Source organism: Streptomyces sp. NPDC054786, from assembly GCF_053611685.1.
Genome location: NZ_JBSHAW010000021.1, coordinates 99,159 through 116,339, shown reverse-complemented (window position 1 = coordinate 116,339; position 17,181 = coordinate 99,159). Strand labels below are relative to the sequence as shown.

Sequence of the window (17,181 nt, the reverse complement as noted above, 5' to 3'; positions counted from 1 at the left end):
AATTCAGCAGCATCAGGAAAAGCTTCTTCAGAAGGGGAATTCAGTGTCTGAAGAAAACCATGTCGATCGCTTCGACTACGCCCACAACCTTCCCAAGGCCGGCAGCTACCGCAAGTACCGCGGCAGCTTCTGGCCACCCGTGTCCGGCTATGAGGTGTCATGCCTCGACCTGGCGCTGCAGACTCCGGACCTCGGGCCCGGTTTCCTCCGCGGTCTCGCCGCGCTGAAGTCCGCGGTGGAAGCCGAGTGGCAGACGGTCAAGGAGATAGGCATCCCGGCCCGGCGTCGCTTCAATGACCCCGGAGCCATCGCCGCGGCCATGCGCGCGATCATTCCGCATCTGCCGGGAGAGGCGGACAAGCGGGCCCTCACCCTGCGGTCCGACGCGGTCGAGAACGGCTACACCGACGAGATCCTGGAGGAACTCAAGGGTCTCGAAGAGGATCTCACGGTGGTGGCCGGCCAGATCTCGACCTGGTACGGCAAGGAGGTCCGGGGCCTGCCCACGGCCCTCGCCTGCCGTCGGGACGAGCACGGCCAGGCCCACGTCGAGCGCGCCCTGGAGGACAAGGGCGAGGTCGAGGGCTATCTGCGCCGGCTCCACCCCGATCTCCGCCTGGGCGATCTGCCGGCGTTCGGCGTGAGCAACCTCTTCCACATGGCCGGCGAGGGGAATCTCCACCCCAAACACATCGCCTACTTCCTGCCGGAGGACGAGGGCGTCAAGTACTCCCCGTTCAAGAAGACGTTCTACTTCCGCAACACGCACCGCGCACTGTTGGAAAGCATCTCGGCGCCGCTGGCGGCGCGGTACGTCCGAACCGGCGTGACATTCGACCCGGCCGACCGGCGTTTCGAGGCCATTCCTATCCTGGGCGTCCTCAGCCACGAACTGGGCCACTTCGTGCACCGCCCCGTCACCGACTACAAGAGGCTCAACGAGGAGGGGCGCTGGGCCTCGGTCGTGCTCCAGGAAGTCGCCGCGGATGTCTTCGGCATCCTGATCCTCGCCGATGTCTGGGCGGAGAAGCTGGGTCTGGAAGCCGGCGATGTCGTGGCCTACTACTTGGCGGAATGCCTGCGCTACGTCGATCGCGGCCTCGGCCATTTCCCCGACAGCGACGGCATGTTCCTACAGCTGTCCTACTTCGTCCAGCTGGGTGCGCTGACCGTTGAAGAGCGGGACGGACAGCAACTGGTCGGCACCTCCGAGACCGTCCTGGCCGGTCTGCGGTCCCTGGCCCGGGTGCTCGCCGAGACCCTGCTCGCGGACAAGGCCGACGACGCGACCGCATTCCACCGGAACTTCGGCCCGGCCACGGGCAGCCCGCTGCGGGCATGCGTCGACCAGCTTCGCGAACGGCCGTCCAAATCGGTCGAGTACACCCAAGAGCACATTCACGTCACGGGCACTTCTGCCGCTTAGGAGAGAACGATGATGCAGACCAAGCAGGACCTCGGCGTGGTGCGTGACTACTACACCGCGCAGCGCTCCGTCAGCCAGGACGAGGAGAGCATCTACGCCATCTGGGAACGCGGTGAGGCATTCAATGACTCCGTGACCCCCTCGACGTATGTGCCCGAGTACCGGTCCCACATGCTGCTCAAACTGATGTCACTGACCGAAGACGACGCCAGCGTCTTCTCGCTCGGCTGCGGCAACGGCTTCGTGGAGGGGGATCTGGCGAACCTCGGCCGCGCGGTCCGCGCGATCGACTTCAACGAAGAGGCGGTCGAACTGACCCGGACGAAAGGCGTGGACGCCTTCCGCACCGACTACTACGAACTCACCGCGGCGGATCTCGCGGGCACCGACGCGGTGTACGCCGATGGATTCCTCGGGCACCTCTTCGACGCGCAGGACGAACTCCGTCCGGCACTGGAAAAGCTGGCGAGCTTCGGCTTGAAGCCGGGTACGCGGCTTGTCTTCTCCAACGACGCCCCGTTCGACTCCGCGGCCGCTTTTGAACCGCACCATCGGGTCAAGGACTTCTGGTTCCTCTCCAAGGACTACCTCCGGGAGAGCCTGGAAGCCTTCGGCTTCTCCTCAGTGGAGAGCTACTACTTCCCCTACCAGCGCCCGATCAGCGGCCTGCGCAACCGCACCATCTGCGTCGTACGCGTCCCGTAAGGCGAAAGGAGAGGGAGCGCAGTGCCCATATCGGATGAGTTCGCCAGCCGGCTGCTGCCGGTTCTCGAAGAGATCGTCGCAGCGTACGGAACGCCGTTCCACATCTACGATGCCCGCGGTATCACGGATACCTACCGCGGCATGGTGGAAGCCTTCGCGGGCGAGCCCTACCGCCAGTACTTCGCGGTGAAGGCGCTGCCGAACCCCGCGGTACTGTCCCTCCTTCTGGCGCAGGGCAGCGGCCTGGACTGCGCGTCACCCATCGAGCTCGAACTGGCGGCACGGCTGGGAGCGGGCGCGGACGACGTGGTGTTCACCTCGAACAACACCTCCCCGGCCGAGTACCGCCAGGCGCTCGACGTGGGAGCCCTGATCACCTTCGACGACCGGGCGTTCTTCGAACGCGTGGAAAACCTGCCCGAGACCGTGTCGTTCCGCATCGCGCCGCACGGTCTCGCGGCCGGTTCGACGCTCATGGGTGATGCCGCGCACACCAAATTCGGCGTCCCTGCGGACGAACTCGTAGAGGTCTATCGCGAGGCCCGACGCAGGGGCGCCACCCGCTTCGGTGTTCACGGCATGATCTGCGCCAATGAGCTGGACCTGGAACGCGCCTCCCGGGCCGCGGTCGATGTGATCGAGCTGGGAGCCCGGGTGGCCGCCGAAGCGGGCATCGAGCTCGACTATGTGAACGTCGGCGGCGGCCTCGGCATCCCCTATCGCCCCGAGGACAAGCCCCTTGACTTCGGAGCCTACGCGGATGCGATCGTGCAGGCCCGCAGACGCTGCTTCGGCAACAGCAGGCCGCGCATTCTGATGGAGTGCGGGCGCTATGTCACCGGACCGCACGGTGTTCTCGTCACCAGAGTGATCAACCGCATGCACAAGGCCCGTGAAATGGCCGGCGTGGACGCCTCGATGTCAGCCCTGATGCGGCCCGGATTCTACGGCGCCTACCACCATTTCAGCCTTCCTTTCGCCGCCGGCCGGCCGGAGGTGGAGGTCGATGTGGTGGGCGCGCTGTGCGAGAACATGGACAAATTCGCGATCGGCCGCACCGTGCTGGACCCGGCGGTCGGCGATATCGCGCTCATCCACGACACGGGTGCCCATGGGCACGCCATGGGATTCACCTACAACGGGCGACTCAGGCCGGCGGAACTCCTCCTGACCGAGAGCGGAGACATCGTCGAAATCCGGCGCGCCGAGAGTTTCGACGACTATCTGGCCACTGCGCGGTGGCAGCCGCGGACCGTGGTGAGGGGCTGCGGCTCCCACCCGGCACACGAAGCAGAAGGAGCGAAATGAGCAGTGCGAAGACGAGAGAACTGATCGAGGACGCCTTCGAGCGGCGTGCCGAGCTGACCGAGGAGGAAGTGCGCGCCCTCACCCCGCACGTCGAGACCGGCCTGCTGGCTCTCGACCGCGGTGAGCTGCGGGCGGCGCACCCCGTAGACGGATCCTGGCAGGTCGACACCTTCGTCAAGAAGCTGATTCTGCTGTCGTTCCTCACCCACCGGAACGCCGCGGCGCAGCCCAGCCCCGGTAGGCCGCAGAGCTACGACAAGGTGCCCCTGAAATTCGAGGACTGGCAGGAGAGCGATTTCGATAAGGCGCGGGTGCGCGTCGTTCCCGGCGCGGTGGTCCGGTACGGAGCCCATGTGGCGCCCGGCGCCGTGCTCATGCCCTCCTTCGTCAACATCGGCGCCCACATCGGCTCGGGAACCATGATTGATACCTGGGCGACCGTGGGATCCTGCGCGCAGGTGGGCGAGCGCTGCCACATCTCGGGCGGCGCCGGTCTGGGCGGCGTACTGGAACCCATCGGTGACGACCCCGTCGTGATCGAGGACGAGGTCTTCGTCGGCGCACGGAGCGAGATCGCCGAGGGCGTCCGGGTCCGGCGCGGTGCGGTGATCGGCATGGGTGTCTACCTGGGACGTTCGACCGCGATCGTGGACCGGGCGAGCGGTGAGGTGTTCTACGGCGAGGTGCCGGAGAACGCCGTGGTCGTCGCGGGAGCGCGGACCGACCGCAACCGGCCGGAGATCTCCGTGTACGCGGCCGTGATCGTCAAATACGCCGACGAGCGCACCCGGGGCAAGACCGCGCTAAACGACCTGGTGCGGGACTGAGCGATGACCACCCCTGTCCGCAGTGCGTTCGCCAGGCTGCGGGAACTGCTCGACGGTGTACCCGCACCGGACGGTCTCGACCCCGTCCAGCTGCACCTCGGGGAGTCCCGGCTGGCGAACCCCGCGATGGACACGGCGCCGCTGGCCGAGCCGGAGGGCTGGACCCGCTATCCGCAGCTCGGCGGTTCGGCCGAGCTGCGGGCCGCCTACGCCGGCTGGCTGGAGCGCCGGTTCCGGCTGCGGGACCGACTCCTCGAAGACGGCGTGCGCTTCGAGCCGACGCCGGGCACCAAGCAGGCGGTCGCGGCGGCGATCACGCTGGCGGTGGGGCGTCACCGCGGGGCGGACACTCCCGCCGTCGTCATGCCCAACCCGTACTACCCGACATACCGCGCGGCCGCCGAAGCGTCGGGGGCGCACCCCGCCTACTACACGCTGGACGATCCCGACGATGTGTCGCCCGTGGAGGCCGCCGTACGCGCGGCGGGCGGCCGGGCGGCGGCCGTCATCGTGTGCAATCCGGGCAATCCCCGGGGGGAGATTCTGCCTTCCGCCTCCCTGGCCCGGCTCAGTGAGCTGGCCGCGGCGGCGGGGGCGTGGCTCATCGTCGACGAGTGCTACACGGACGTGTGGCACACCTCGGCCCCGCCGGGCTATCTGTCCTGTGTGTCCGACGGCAGTGTGGAGCCGGTACCGCACGTCGTACTCCACAGCCTGTCGAAGAGATCGGGAATGCCCGGATTGCGCAGTGGGTTCCTCGCCGGCGACAGCGCGAGCGTATCGGCCTACGCCTGCTTCAACCGCGCCTGCGGGGTGTCGGCGGCCGCCCCTGTCAACGCCGTCGCGGCCGGCCTCTGGGCGGACGACGCGCATGTGGTCGCCGCCCGGCGGGCGCTGGCGAGGAACTGGGCGCTCGCCGACGAACTCCTGCGGGATGTGCCCGGGTACTGCCGCGCCGAAGCGGGATTCTTCCTGTGGCTTCCCGTCGCGGACGGTCAGGAGGCGGCCAGGCGGTTGTGGCGCGAACAGGCCCTCTCCGTCATGCCGGGCCGGTTCCTCGCCGCCGACGGCCCGGACGGAACGAATCCCGGTACCCCCTACGTACGGATCGCGCTCGTCCACGACGAGGCGCGGATGGGTCAGGCGCTGACGAGGCTGCGTGACGCATGGGCGCTTTCACCAACGGTCTGACAGCTGCGCGGGCGGCGAACCGGACCGCTCGCTCAAGGAGAAGAGAGCAATGCACATCACGGAAACCGCACCGGAGCGCGCCCCCGACGCCTCCGGGCCGGGGGGCTCGCCGGCCCAGGGCCACTCCCCGGTGTGGCTGGCCCAGCGGCTCATTCGGTTCAACACGGTAAACCCGCCCGGCGACGAGGCCGAATGCGTCCAATGGATACGCGGGGTGCTCGACGGGGCCGGTATCGAGACCAGGATCGTGGCCCGCGACCCGCGCCGTCCCAACCTCATCGCCCGGCTACCCGGACGGGGCCTCGAACCGCCGCTGCTCCTTCACGCGCATGTCGACGTGGTGCCGGTGGAGGGGCAGAAGTGGACCCGCTCGCCCTTCGCGGGGGAGATCGTCGACGGGGAGCTCTGGGGGCGCGGCGCCGTCGACATGAAGGGCCAGCTCGCCATGATGATGGCGGCGCTGCTGCGGATGAAGGCGCGCGGTGAGGTGCCCGCGGGGGACGTCATCCTTGCCGTCGTGCCCGACGAGGAGACCGGCAGTGACGTCGGGGCCCGCTTCCTCGTCGAGCGGCATCCGGAGCTCTTCAACGGCGTGCGGTACGCGATCGGGGAGGACGGAGGGGCCGAGCTCGGAGTCGGCCGCCATGCCCGTATCCACCCCGTCGTGGTCGCGGAGAAACGCACGTGCTGGGTGCGGCTGACCCTGCGGGGGCCGGGCGGTCACGCCTCCCGCGTGGCGCCCGACGACGGTGCCGTCAACAGGTTGCGACGGGTGTTGGAGTCGCTCTCCAGCGGCGGCCTGGGCATACAGCAGACCCCGGTGGTCGACCGCATGCTGAAGGAGCTGGCCAACGCCCTGCCCCCGGGCCTGGGGGAGCGCATCGACGCCTTCCGCAGCGATCCCACGGACCCGGGTGTCCTCGACGGTCTGGAAGAGACCACGGCCCGCTACCTGCGCTCCCTTGTGCAGCACACCGTCAGCGCCACCGTGCTGCACGGCGGCACGGGGACGAATGTGCACCCGACGGAGATCACGCTCGAACTCGACGGCCGGGTCCTCCCCGGCGGATTCACCACCGAGGACTTCCTCACCCTGCTGCGGCAGCAGGTCGGAACGGATCTCGACATGGAGCTCTTCGTGGAGGGGGAGACCAGCCCACCGCCGCGGCTCGACGCCTTCTACGACAGGCTCGCCGCGGTGCTCCGGTCCAAGGACCCGGAGGGGATTCCCCTGCCGATGGTGACCACGGCGTCCACTGACGCCCGGCTCTTCAGCAGCCGGCTGGGGATCCAGTGCTTCGGCTGGATGCCCCTGCGGCACGACCCCGATGTCGTCTACCGCGACCTTCTGCACTGCCCCGACGAACGCCTCGCCGTCTCCGCCCTCGAATTCGGGGCGGACTGTTTCCACTCCCTGCTGTCCGGCACTCACTGACACCGGTCCGATCCGGTTCCTGGCTGCCGTGCAGACGCCGCCCGGCGCGCTCCGGTCACTCTCGCAGCGGCCGGAGCACGAGGGGCAGCCCGTCGGACGGCGCCGGCAGCGACGTAAAGCGCCAAGGGGCCTCATAACCGTCCGGAAAGCGCCACTCGAATCCGCGCAGCAGTGCGTCGAGCGTGGCCTTGACCTTCAGCATGCCGAGATGCATCCCTATGCATTTGTGGTGTCCCGAGCCGAACGGTGCCCATGACATACGGTGGACGCGGTCCTCGTTGCGCCCTTCCGCGAAGCGTTCCGGGTTGAACTTCTGTGGCCGGTGCCAGAGTTCGGGGAGGAGCTGATTGACCGCCGTGCACACCGACACGAGTTGTCCGGCGGGCAGGTAATGGCCCAGGACCTCGGTGTCCTTGACGGTGACCCGCATATTGATGGGCGATGGCGAGACGAGCCGGATGCTCTCCTTGATGACCAGATCGAGCGTCTCAAGCCGGTTCAAGGCCGCCGCGGTGTGGGGCGTTTCCCTGTTCGTGAGGCATTCCGCTCTCGCCCGTTTCTGCCACTCGGGGTGGCGACCGAGGAAGTAGACCGCCGCAATGGTGGCGGCCGCGGTGGTGTCGTGTGAGGCGATCAGCGTGAACAGGGTGTGCTCGGCGATCTGCCGGGAATCGAACCGGCCCTGGTCTTCCCCGCCGGCCCGGCTGAGCACCGACAGGAAGTCGTCGCCCTCGCGTACCCCGGACCCCGGCACGGCCCGGGTGAGGGAGGCCAGGAGCCGCCGGCGCGCCCGGTGCGCCCGGTGCCAGAGGGTGCCGGGGAGCCTGAGGCGTAGCGCTGCGGTTTCGGCGCGGATGCACTCCTCGACGGCGCGCATGATCCGCCGGCCCGCCGGCTCGTACGGCACACCGAGGATCGCTCTCGTCGTGACCTGCCCCGACAGCTCGCGGAGAGCGGGGACGGCCGCGAAACGCCGGCCCGTGGGCCAGCGTTCGAGGGCGGTGTGCGCGTCCTCGGCCATGCGCCGGAGGTAGCCGTCGAGTGCCTCTTGTGCGTAGGCGGCGGCCTGCAGGAGCCTGCGGTGCCCGAGGTGTTCGGGCGCGTTCATCGCGAGCAGACCGCCGTCGAACCACGGCCCGATGACATCGGGCCACCCGGTCGCAAATGCCTTGTCCTTGTTGGCGAGAACCGCCTGTACGGCGTCGGGCCCGGAAACCATGACGATCTTCCGGCCGAATGCCTGACACCACGACACCGGTCCATGACGGCGCAGAAGTCGCAGCTGATAGGCGGGGCCGTAGCGCAGCGTATGAATGCCGAATCCCACGAAGGGAAGTCCGCGGTCCCCGCGCACCGGTAAGAGGCCGCTGCCGGCCGGCGGGGCGGCCAGGTCGCCGGCCCGCGGGGGAAAGGATCGGAGCACCGTGTCGAACCAGTGCGAGGTGTCCATCGCGACAAGACGCAGATTCTCGGTGTCGCCCGGACCTTCCTGTCGTTTCGTCATGTGTGCGACCTCCCGCGACCCGATCTAACGCGAATTCCGTGGTGCCCGCTGTCCCTTGTTCCAGGGACACCACGGCAGGAGCCGGAGCCCCCTGTCCCGGGGGCTCCGGCTGCACGCCGATGTCGAGTGGAACCTCGACAGGGGGTGGGTTCACCTACCTCTGGGGGGTGCGGACGGTCCCTTCGAAGACGCGCCTGCCGGATTGGACCGCCCACACCTCGGTGGTGCTTTGCTGCCCGCCGTCGGCCGCGTCCGGCTCGGGGGCAGGGCGGGTGTAGAAGGCGCAGGGCTCGTCAGGGGTGGTGTAGCCGGTGAACGTGCCGGTGAGGCCCACTGGGGTCCTGACCGGTCCGGGCCCTTGGGCGGCCGCTTCCAGGGCCGCACCGGCGAGCACCATGCCGGGGATGTGGTCGACCGTGAGGCCACGGAACGTCAACTGCTCGTCGGTGACCTTCAGTTCAAGGGCGGCCGCGCCGGTCTCGCGGGCTTCCTCTCCGCCTCCGTCACGGGCGGAACGACGGACGAACCGGTAGACCGCCGGCGAGAGAAAGGCGAAGTCGACCTCGGCCCGGCCGACCGCCGACGCGCCGTTGACCACGTCGGCCCGGAACCTGGCGCCCACCAGCTGACCGCGGCGCAGCTCCGGGTCCAGGCGCAGACCCAGCGACACCTCCACCCCCGGTTCCAGGGCGGATGGCGGTCCGGCAGCGTCGGCCGGCATCATGCACGACACCGACCGGAAGACGCAGTGGTGCCCGCGCGGAATGCCGTACGCCTCGTGCGCCACCAGCAGGGCGCTTTGCCGGACGGCGTGGGCAAGGGCCAGTGGCTGCCGTCCGTGTGTATAGCGTGCCCTGACCTCGAAGCGGTGCTCACCCATCGACTCCCAGCTGACCAGGGAGAACCCGGCCGCCGGGTCGTTGAGGTCGGCCGGAGCCTGGTGTGCTTCGCTCGTGGTCATCTCACGCTCCACTCGCGTGGTGGCCACGGCGTCGCAGCGCGGCATCGGTCAGTTCCGGTGCCGTCCACCCGCCGTCCTCCGGATTCAGTGTGTGGCCGGGCGGCACGATCTCGTCGATGCGGTCGAGCACGTCCTGGGAGAGCCGGATGTCCGCGGCACCCAACTGGCTTTCGAGCTGCTCCATCGTGCGTGGCCCGATGATGGCCGAGGTCACGCCCGGGTGCTCCGTCACGAAGGCCAGCGCCAGGTCGATCAACGTGATCCCGGCGTCCTTGGCCAGCAGGGCCAGCTGCTCGACCGCGTCGAGCTTGCGCTGGTTCGCCTCCAGCGACATGTCATACCGCTTGCCCCATCGGCCGGCCCGGCGGGTGCGGGCGATCTCCTGCCCCTTGCGGTAGAGGCCGGTCAGCCAGCCGCCGGCCAGCGGGCTCCAGGTCGCCGTGCCCATTCCGTACTTCTGGCACACCGGCAGCACATCCGCCTCGATCTCGCGGGCGAGCAGCGAGTACGGCGGCTGCTCGCTGACGAAGCGTTCGCGGTGGCGACGCTCCGCCACCCACTGCGCCTCGACGATCTGATGCGCCGGGAAGGTCGAGCTGCCCAGGTATCGGATCTTTCCCGCCTGTACGAGATCGGTGAGCGCGCCCAGCGTCTCTTCGATGTCGGTGTGCGGGTCCGGGCGGTGCATCTGGTAGATGTCGATCCAGTCGGTCCCCAGCCGCCGCAGACTGTTCTCCACCGCCTGGTGAATCCAACGGCGGCTATTTCCCCGGGAGTTGGGGTCGGCGCCCATCGGGGCGTGGCACTTGGTCGCCAGCACGACGCGGTCGCGTTTGCCGGACTGGGCGAGTGCCTTTCCCACGACCTCCTCGGATTCACCGCGCGAGTAGGAGTCCGCGGTGTCGAGGTAATTGATGCCTGCGCCCATCGCCCGTTCGATGATCCGGATGGAGTCATCGGCGCTGTTGCCGCCCCAGGACCCGAACATCAGCGTGCCGAGGCACAGTTGGCTGACGCGCACACCTGTGGTGCCGAGATAGCGGTACTTCATACGGTGGCGACCCCCGGCGCCGTCGAACCGGCCACGCGCGAGGCGACGTGCTCCGGCCAGTCGTAGAGGAAATAGTGGCCGCCGGTCAGGTACTCGACCTCGACCGGGCCGGTGGTGTAGCCGGACCAGCCGGGCAGCTGGTCCGCCTGAGTCATCTCGTCCTCGCGGCCTGCCAGGACATGCACCGCAGTGGTGATGCGGTGTACGGGCTGCGCCGGTAGGTATCCGTGCACGATGCGCTGGTCGTTGCGGATGATGTGCAGGAAGCCCTCGGCCATGGCGCGGCTCAGCCCCTTCGGGACGCCCCCCACGGAAGAGAGCTCCGCGAAGAGTTCGTCGTCGGGCAGCCCCGCCACCCGCTTGCCCCAGGCGGTCTGGAGGTGCGGAGGGTTACGGCCGGAGACGATCAGGATCCGCGGGGTCTTCAGCTGGTGACGCTCAAGGTGGCAGACCATCTCGTACGCCAGCAGCGCCCCCATGCAGTGGCCGAGGATGACGAAGTCATCGCCCTCCAGACGGTCCAGCAAAGTGGCCGACAGATCGGCGGCGGCGGCCGGAAGGTCGGTGAAGAACTCCTCGCCACGGCGCACTCCGCGGCCTGCGGGCTCCAGCGGAATCACCTCGATGTCGTTGGGGAAGCTGCGCTGCCAGGGGCGGAAGACTCCGGCCGAGCCTCCGGCGTGGGGCACGCAGAAGAGTTGGGTGCGTGGTGTGTTCGGCACGGTGCCGTTCCTCTCTCGCATCTGTGCGGTCACTTGTGCTGAGCGGTCGCCGCGAGGGGAACAACCGTGACGTGCCGGGGGCGTTCGCTGCGCATCAGCAGGGGGCGCAGGGCATCGTGGACCATCGCTTCGGTGACCAGTACGGGCTCGGGCGCGTGGATCTCCAGATCGATGCAGTTCTCGCCGTCGTCGTCCTGGCCGACCCTGGGCACACAGCGTGCGACGCCGGGGATCGTCTGTGCGGCCTGGCGTATCGAGTAGAGGGACACCTTCTCGCCGCGGATCACGACGAAGTCCGACAGCCGCCCTTGGTAGTAGAGGTAGCCGTCCGCGTCGCGCTTGAAGAGGTCGCCGGTGGCCACCAGCCCCTGGCCCAGGAGGGGCTGGCGCGCCGAGGGGCCGATCTTGCGCAGCAGCGCGGTGTCGGTGGCCACGACCAGTTCCCCGACACCGTCGGCATCGGTGTTGCGCAGGCTAACGGTGACGCCGTCCATCGGCAGCCCGACCGATGTGTGGCGGTGCACCGGCTCGCGGTGGGCCGCCAAGGTGGCCACCCGCGGGCCGGCTTCGGTGAGCCCGTACGTGAGATACAGCTCGCCGCCGGGGTTGAGTTCGAGCAGGCCGGACACCTGCTCGGGGGTGATCCGGTCACCGCCGACCGCCAGGGAACGCAGCGGGGCGGGGAGCGCGTCGCCGATCTCCAGCAGCTGCCGCGCGATGGTCGGGGTGATGGAGGAGGAGGTGATGCCGTGGCGCTCGATGGTCGCGCGGTAGGCGGCCGGGTTGAAGGGCGGGCCGGAGATCACCAGCCCGGCGCCCGTCACCAGCGCGGTCATGGCCTGCGCGACGATCGCGTACGAGTAGTACAGCGGCAGGCTGATCAGCAGCCGGTCATCGGCGCCGACACCGACCGCCGCGCTGTGCCGGCGGGCGTTGCGCAGCAGGGAGTCCACCCGGTGCAGGCACGCACTGAACATCCCGGAGGTGCCCGAGGTCAGCATCATCACCTCGCCCGCCCGGTAGGCGCCCTGCGGGCCTCCCATGGACAGGCTGACGGCCTGCTGTGCACCGACCTGGTGCACCAAGCTCGCGCCGTAGCGGTTGGGGTCGATACGGGCGGCGATCAGGGCGCCGGCCTTCAGGTGCCCGGCGAGGGCGGTGATCCGCGCGGACGAGGTGGAGGGTGACACGGCCAGGGGGACACAGCCGTTCAGCAGTACGGCGAAGTACTGCTTGAGCAGGTGCGCGCCGTTGGACAGGGCGATGACCACAGGGGTTCCCTCGGCGAGCTTCAGCCGCTGCAAGTCGGCGAGGACATCGTCGAAGGCCGGGCCGGCGTCGGCACCTTCCGGGCGGCTGAGGTCGGTGGTGCGGGACAGCAGGGCGACGACGTCGTCGCGGCTGATACCCAGGGCCGGGGCCAGGGTTTCGGTAAGCGTGGCAGACGGTCTCCTCTTTCAGAGGTCCGCGGTGGCCGATATGTGGACCGGGGCCGCAAGCCGAGAGAGATCGGGCTCCGTGTACGGCTCCGGAGTGGGGGAGGACTGCAGGACATAGCAGCGGGCGCCGTGGACGTCCCCGTCGCGTCGATGGGATCCGATGAGGACGTAGCGTGCACTTCCCCGGGCGATCCAGCCCTCCGCCATGGCGAGGGCCGACGGGAGCGCCGGCGCGGGGGACATGGACAGCGTCAGCGTCGGGCCGCGGAAGCCGTTCCGGATGCAGGGGAGTCCGGCGACGGAACCAGGGTTGGCGCCGGCGAACTTCAACGGTGAGAGCCGTCCTCGGGGCGTGGCCTTGGCGATGGCCCGCATGGTCTCCAAAGTGCAGGCGTCGCTGATGGCGACCATGCCGACCTGATCGCCGACGGCGGACAGGTCCGTGCCGCAGTCATCGGCGGCACGTTCCACCGCCTCGGCCATGAGCCATGCCAGCGGGTCCGCGAACAGGGACGAGCCGTTGCGCGAGTGGCCGGCAGGTGTCGTGGTGACCACTTCGCCGTAACCCGCCGCGACGAGGGGATGGCGCGAGATCGTGGCCATAGCGCGGGATTCACTCATGGCTTCCCCCGGGACGTGAGAAGAGCAGTGCCGTGTTGAAGCCGCCGAATCCCAGCGTCAGGCTGAGGCCCGACGATCCAGGGACCGGGGTCGGTGAGCCGATGGCCAGCTGGTGCGGGAAGTCGTCCATCGGGGTCTGAAGTCCCTGTACGGGAGGTGCCAGCCCCTCTTCCAGCGCCTTGATCAGGGTGATGGCCTCGATGGTTCCGCAGGCACCGAGGCTGTGGCCGAGAGCGCCCTTGGTGCCGTAGACGACCGGACCGTGCTCTTGGGAACCGAACAGCCTCCGCAGGCTGGTGGCCTCGACCGCGTCGTTGACGGGCGTGCCGGTGCCGTGCGCGCTCACCACCGCGATGTCGTCCGCCGACATCCCACTGCCGGCCAGGGACCGCTCGACGGCGAGCACGACGCTGGTCCCGCTGGGGTCCGGGGCCGTCATCCCCGCAGCGTCGTTGGCGGACCCCTCGCCACGCAGGATCGCGTGCACCGGAGCCGAACGCGCACGGGCGTGTGCGGCCGATTCGAGCACGATGACGCCGGCGCCTTCGCCGAGCACCATGCCGTTGTGGCGGCTGTCGAAGCTGCGGAGCGCTTCGTCGGTCATGGTTCCGAGCAAGGAGTGCCCCAGCCGCTTGGCGGGCGTGACCACATCCGAGCCGACGCAGACGCAGACGGTGCGACGGCCGGAGCGGATCAGCTCGGCCCCCATGAGGATGCTGTCCGATCCGGCGGAGCAAGCAGTGGTGACGCACAGCGGCGCTCGCGGGAACCCCAGCCGCGCCGCGGCCTGCTGGGCCCACTCGTACAGCGAGGGGACTTCCGGGTCGTCGAGGTTTCCCGCATAGCTCGTGCCGAGAATAAGTTCAACGCCGTCCGCAGCCAGGGAAATTCCGGCGTCCGTAAGCGCGGAATTCACCGCGGAAACCGTGAACTCACGCTGGCGCAGGTGCGGACTCTCGTTCAGTGGGACGGTCGGCACGACGGCTGTCAGATTACTGCGGACCGGAATATCCGACGGCGTTTCCCGCACGCCGGATTCACCCTTCAGTAGATCACTCCACACCTCGCTCACAGAGTTCCCGAGCGGAGTGACCCAGCCCATTCCGGTGACTAAGCAAGAGTCCGGTGGGGCAGATTCGATTAAGTTATTCATCCCCGTTTCCCCCTTGGGTGGAACGCGATGCGATCGATCGCGGTGTCCGGCGGCACCGGGCAGCCGGACGCCGCTGTCATGTACGAGGCCGGCCGTCCGGTGTCGGACGGCCGGCGTCACTCCGGGGTCAGGCAGCCGAAGCCGTAGCCTGCTGACGCTCGATCAGCGAGGTCAGGGACGCGATGGTGGCGAAGTGCTCGGGCGTGAAGTCGTCGTCCGAGATGGCGATCTCGAACGCCTCCTCGATCTGCACCCGAAGCTCGACGAAGCCCAGGGAGTCCACGCCCAATACGTCTCGCAGGCTGTCCTGCTCGCCCATCTGGTCGATCGGAACCTCGACGTACACATGGGCGACAAGAATGTTCTTGATGGTGTCTGCAATGGACATGGAATAGCCTTTCCGGTTCCCCCGAAATCGGAAATTCGGGAAGCGGGATTGCAGCAGAATGTGCGCGCAAGATGGCGTGTGAAAGTGAACAAGGTTAACCACTCAAGGCACCTGAGGGCTTTTCCAAGCTAGAGTCGACCAAGCTGGTCCGTCAAATGCTTTAGACGTGGGATAGATCTCATTCGGCATTCACCGGGTCGGTAATCCGTCGTAGTGGAACTATGTGTCCGCTCTGAATTCCCGAATGTTTCCGTCGCGTTGCCGGGCGCAAAAATAACGTCAAGGTCGTGTCGCCACACGGTTTCCCAAGGGCATGGCGGGGCTGCCGCCCGACCGGCGGCAGCGTTCATCACGGCAGGTGCGCCGAAGCCGGCCGCACGGCCTCGTACCCATCGGACGGTTAACCTCGTCCGCCGTTCTTCGCGGCCGAAGGAGAGGCCGAGCGCTGCGCCAGTGCCGCGCCCGCCAGGATCACGAGTGCGCCGACCGGCTGATGCCACTTCAGCACCTCGCCGAGGATGACCACACCCGCGGCGGTGGAGACGACGGGGACCAGGTAGGTCACCATGGACGCCACTGTGGCGCCCGCGTCCCGCACCAGCCCGTACTGGATCAAGAAGGCCACACCGGTCCCCAGCGCACCGAGCACGATCAGGGACAGCGTCTGCACGACGGGGAAGTGTGCGGGCGCCGAGGTGAGGAAGGGGGTGACCACGGCGAGTTCGACGGCGCCCGCGGTGACCTGGGCGGCCGACAGCGCCACGCTGGAGTGGCCCGAGTCGGTGAGGAAACGGCGGACGTAGACCCATCCGGCACCCATGCTCAGCGCGGCGCCCAATGCCATGCCGGCCCCCAGCGGGTCGCCGACGTCCGCGCCGTTCCAGATCCCGAAGACCACCAGCACACCGAGGAATCCGATGGCCATGCCCGCGAGCCGGTTCCTGTTGGGGCGCTCGCCGGGCAGCACGCTCACTGCCACGAGAAGGGTGAACAACGGGGTGGTGGCGTTGCAGATGCCGGCGAGCGCCGAGGTGATCCGTTCCTCGGAGTAGGCGAAGAGTGTGAACGGCAGGGCATTGAGGAGGAAGGCGGCGACGGCCAGATGCAGCCACAGCCGCAGGTTCTTCGGGAGCGACTCGCGCTTGTACACGAGCACACCCAGCAGCGTCAGTGCCCCGAAGACGACACGGCCCAAAGCCACTTGGAGAGGGGCGTACGCCTCACCGCTGATTTTGACGAAGAGAAAACTCAGCCCCCAGAGCAGTGCGAGGAGCGCGAAGCGTAACCGCCAGTCGAAGCGCGGTCCGGGTGCCGGCACAGGTGCAGTGCCGGAACGGGCTGCGGGGGGAGGGAGGGAGGGAGCAACGGCTCCGCCTCCCTCGGCTACAGGGGGGAGCGAGTCCATGGCTAGAACTCTGATGTTAGCTACATCGAAGCACAAGCGAGAAAAACTGAGATCTCGCTGTAGGGTTGCTTCAACATGCTCAACCTCGAACGTCTCCGCACCCTGCAGGCAATCGCCACCTACGGCTCGGTCAGTGGTACTGCCGAGGTCCTGCACGTCACCACCTCTGCCGTCTCCCAGCAGATCCGCAAGCTTGAGCAGGAGACCGGGCACCAACTGGTGAAACGCAGCGGCCGCGGGGTCGAACTGACCTCCATGGCCCAGCTGTTGGCCGTTCGCGCGGGGCAGATCCTCGCTCTGGTCGACGAGACCGAGGCCGAGCTCCAGGCGTACCGCAGCGCGCCTCTGGGCGAGCTCACGCTCGGCGCCTTCCCCACCGCAGCCCGCGGCCTGGTGCCACACGCTCTGCGCCTGCTCACCGAGCGTGCCCCGGAACTCCAGCTCCACATACGTGAGATGGATTTCGACTCACCGCTGATCCAGGTGGAGCGCGGGGACCTGGACGTGGGGCTGGTCCAGGACTGGGACCACGTACCGATCGGCTGGCCGGACACGGTCCGCAAGAAGCTGCTCATGACGGACACGGCCCAGGTGGCTCTTCCCCAGGACCACCGGCTTGCCGACCAGCCGACGGTGCGGATCGGCGAGCTGGTCGACGAGCGGTGGATCAGCCGGGTCCGGCGCTCGACGTGTCATGAGTGGCTGCTGTTCACCATGCGGGGCCAGGGCACCGAGCCGCGTATCGTGCACACGGTCAACGAACACCCCACGCAACTGGCCCTCGTTTCGGCGGGGGTGGGACTGGCCATGGTGCCCTCCCTCGGGCTCGCACCGCTCCCCGCGGGCATCCGAGTCGTGCCCGTCGAGCCGGAGCTGACCCGCCGTGTCTATGCGGTGTGGCGGGCCGAGGGGTCGGTACGCCCCTCCGTACAGGCCACGGTCAACGCGCTGGCCGCGGTCGGCGAGCAGCTCTCCCGCTGACGTCCGGCCACACCGGGTGTCCCTTCTTCCAGGGACATCACAGCCTTGATCGCGATGGTTAGTG

At 68.4% G+C, this 17,181-nt stretch carries 16 protein-coding genes; 7 read left to right on the top strand and 9 right to left on the bottom strand.

Going from position 1 to position 17,181, the window contains the following annotated elements:
- The first annotated feature begins 43 nt into the window (after positions 1 to 43).
- Genes ACWGI6_RS19245 through ACWGI6_RS19220 form a run of 6 tightly spaced genes read left to right on the top strand, consistent with a single transcriptional unit; the run spans position 44 to position 6,892 of the window.
- A complete protein-coding gene (locus tag ACWGI6_RS19245) occupies positions 44 to 1,426 on the top strand; it encodes a hypothetical protein (RefSeq protein WP_453268613.1) in 1,383 nt (460 codons plus the stop codon).
- Between the two features lie 9 nt (positions 1,427 to 1,435).
- Entirely contained in the window at positions 1,436 to 2,131 is a 696-nt protein-coding gene (locus ACWGI6_RS19240; RefSeq protein ID WP_453268612.1) for a class I SAM-dependent methyltransferase, read from the top strand.
- A 21-nt stretch (positions 2,132 to 2,152) separates the two neighbouring features.
- On the top strand, positions 2,153 to 3,439 hold the full coding sequence (locus ACWGI6_RS19235) for a diaminopimelate decarboxylase (RefSeq protein ID WP_453268611.1): 1,287 nt from the start codon (positions 2,153 to 2,155) through the stop codon (positions 3,437 to 3,439).
- Positions 3,436 to 4,266: a 2,3,4,5-tetrahydropyridine-2,6-dicarboxylate N-succinyltransferase gene (locus ACWGI6_RS19230; RefSeq protein ID WP_453268610.1), complete on the top strand. Its 831-nt coding sequence runs from the start codon at positions 3,436 to 3,438 to the stop codon at positions 4,264 to 4,266. Before ACWGI6_RS19235 ends, ACWGI6_RS19230 begins: the two co-directional genes overlap by 4 nt.
- Positions 4,267 to 4,269: 3 nt before the next feature.
- On the top strand, positions 4,270 to 5,457 hold the full coding sequence (locus ACWGI6_RS19225; protein WP_453268609.1) for an aminotransferase class I/II-fold pyridoxal phosphate-dependent enzyme: 1,188 nt from the start codon (positions 4,270 to 4,272) through the stop codon (positions 5,455 to 5,457).
- A gap of 49 nt (positions 5,458 to 5,506) precedes the next feature.
- A complete protein-coding gene (locus ACWGI6_RS19220) occupies positions 5,507 to 6,892 on the top strand; it encodes a M20/M25/M40 family metallo-hydrolase (protein WP_453268608.1) in 1,386 nt (461 codons plus the stop codon).
- A gap of 55 nt (positions 6,893 to 6,947) precedes the next feature.
- Here ACWGI6_RS19220 and ACWGI6_RS19215 read toward each other — a convergent pair whose 3' ends face one another.
- The 9 genes from ACWGI6_RS19215 to ACWGI6_RS19175 all read right to left on the bottom strand — a co-directional run bounded on the left by ACWGI6_RS19215 (position 6,948) and on the right by ACWGI6_RS19175 (position 16,049).
- The gene (locus tag ACWGI6_RS19215; RefSeq protein ID WP_453268607.1) at positions 6,948 to 8,396 is read right to left on the bottom strand and encodes a cytochrome P450; all 1,449 of its coding nucleotides are present in this window, start codon (positions 8,394 to 8,396) and stop codon (positions 6,948 to 6,950) included.
- A gap of 154 nt (positions 8,397 to 8,550) precedes the next feature.
- Entirely contained in the window at positions 8,551 to 9,357 is an 807-nt protein-coding gene (locus tag ACWGI6_RS19210; protein WP_453268606.1) for an AfsA-related hotdog domain-containing protein, read from the bottom strand.
- 1 nt (position 9,358) lies between these two features.
- On the bottom strand, positions 9,359 to 10,408 hold the full coding sequence (locus ACWGI6_RS19205) for an aldo/keto reductase (protein ID WP_453268605.1): 1,050 nt from the start codon (positions 10,406 to 10,408) through the stop codon (positions 9,359 to 9,361).
- Positions 10,405 to 11,130, bottom strand: a complete 726-nt coding sequence (locus tag ACWGI6_RS19200) for a thioesterase II family protein (protein ID WP_453268604.1) — start codon at positions 11,128 to 11,130, stop codon at positions 10,405 to 10,407. Before ACWGI6_RS19200 ends, ACWGI6_RS19205 begins: the two co-directional genes overlap by 4 nt.
- 29 nt (positions 11,131 to 11,159) lie before the next feature.
- Positions 11,160 to 12,434 carry a class I adenylate-forming enzyme family protein gene (locus ACWGI6_RS19195; protein WP_453268603.1) on the bottom strand — a complete coding sequence of 425 codons (1,275 nt, stop codon included), beginning with the start codon at positions 12,432 to 12,434 and terminating at the stop codon, positions 11,160 to 11,162.
- Between the two features lie 153 nt (positions 12,435 to 12,587).
- On the bottom strand, positions 12,588 to 13,190 hold the full coding sequence (locus ACWGI6_RS19190; RefSeq protein ID WP_453268602.1) for a hypothetical protein: 603 nt from the start codon (positions 13,188 to 13,190) through the stop codon (positions 12,588 to 12,590).
- On the bottom strand, positions 13,183 to 14,292 hold the full coding sequence (locus ACWGI6_RS19185) for a beta-ketoacyl synthase N-terminal-like domain-containing protein (RefSeq protein ID WP_453268640.1): 1,110 nt from the start codon (positions 14,290 to 14,292) through the stop codon (positions 13,183 to 13,185). The genes ACWGI6_RS19190 and ACWGI6_RS19185 overlap by 8 nt, the downstream gene beginning before the upstream one ends.
- Before the next feature lie 178 nt (positions 14,293 to 14,470).
- On the bottom strand, positions 14,471 to 14,731 hold the full coding sequence (locus ACWGI6_RS19180) for an acyl carrier protein (protein WP_453268601.1): 261 nt from the start codon (positions 14,729 to 14,731) through the stop codon (positions 14,471 to 14,473).
- 400 nt (positions 14,732 to 15,131) lie between these two features.
- Entirely contained in the window at positions 15,132 to 16,049 is a 918-nt protein-coding gene (locus ACWGI6_RS19175) for a DMT family transporter (RefSeq protein WP_453268600.1), read from the bottom strand.
- Between the two features lie 162 nt (positions 16,050 to 16,211).
- On the opposite strand from ACWGI6_RS19175, the gene ACWGI6_RS19170 reads away from it, so the two are divergent.
- Positions 16,212 to 17,117, top strand: coding sequence for a LysR family transcriptional regulator (locus ACWGI6_RS19170; protein ID WP_453268599.1), 906 nt, complete (start codon positions 16,212 to 16,214; stop codon positions 17,115 to 17,117).
- Positions 17,118 to 17,181: the final 64 nt, after the last annotated feature.